This window comes from Liquorilactobacillus mali (assembly GCF_001437155.1).
GTDB classification, from domain to species: Bacteria; Bacillota; Bacilli; order Lactobacillales; family Lactobacillaceae; genus Liquorilactobacillus; species Liquorilactobacillus mali_A.
In genome coordinates this window covers 1-1054 of sequence record NZ_JQAR01000062.1, presented here as the reverse complement: position 1 = coordinate 1054, position 1054 = coordinate 1, and the positions used below count along the sequence as shown (strand labels likewise).

The 1054-nt window shown below is 39.8% G+C and carries 1 protein-coding gene; it reads left to right on the top strand.

From position 1 onward, the window contains the following. Window positions 1–26: 26 nt before the first annotated feature. A protein-coding gene (locus tag IV36_RS11700; protein WP_156648682.1) for an IS3-like element IS1163 family transposase occupies window positions 27–1054 on the top strand; the annotation gives its coding sequence in 2 pieces (ribosomal slippage) (window positions 27–255 and window positions 255–1054; 1029 coding nt annotated over the 2 pieces). This gene is flagged as partial in the annotation.

Genomic DNA, 1054 nt, shown 5'->3' with positions numbered 1-1054 from the left:
TAATAAAACAAGATAGGAGCATTCCAATGAAACGATATCAAGATGATTTTAAAGCCAGCATTGTGAAGCTGCATCGTGAAGAGAAAAGATCTATTCGCTCGCTTTCCGAGGAATACGGTGTTTCTCCAGCCGCAATTCATAACTGGGTTAAAGGCGCTAAATCAGTTGAGCTAGAAGACGGTACTGAAGTAACGTCCAAAGAATTCAAACAACTTCAAAAGGAAAATCAGCGATTAAAGGAGGAACTTGAAATTTTAAAAGCTGCGGCGGTGTTACTGGGAAAGCATTAGGACGAATTAATTGCCTTGTCTTCATAGAAGATCAGTTATTGCGACACCGCTTATCAATTATTCTTTCGGCACTGAAATTACCGCGCAGCACCTATTACCATTGGAAAAGATATCAACCTAGTCAACACGAACGTGTTGATAATCAGCTCAAAGAAAAAATTAAATTGATTTGGGAAAATAATTATCGTGCCTATGGTTATCCACGAATAACGATGGTGCTTCGCAAGTCAGGCATCTGTGTTGGGTCAAAACGAATTTTACGATTAATGAGGGAAATGGAGATTCACTCTTTAATGAATCGGCGATTTAAAAAACCTGGCACTCATGTGGATCATTCACAACGCCACAATTTAATCAAGCACCAGCCCAATGCAAGGATATGGCGTGCTGACATTACTTATTTGGAATTACGTCCAGGAACCTGGGTTTATCTCAGTTCTATTTACGAACCAAAGGTTCATCAAGTTCTTGCTTTCAAGATTGGTCGTCAGATGGAGGCGCCGTTAGTTGTAGAAACGATTAATCAGGCGCTTGAATGTCCTCAAAAGCCACAATATTTTCACTCTGACATGGGTTCACAGTACACCAGCAACGAAGTTGAAACTTTACTTGAACGGCATCAGATTAGCCACTCATACTCAAAACAAGGTTATCCTTATGATAATGGGCCAATTGAAGCTTTTCACTCATTGTTGAAGAGAGAGTTTGCCTTTCAAACAACTTTTTCCAATTTTGAGGACTTGGTAATCCGAACCTCAAATTAC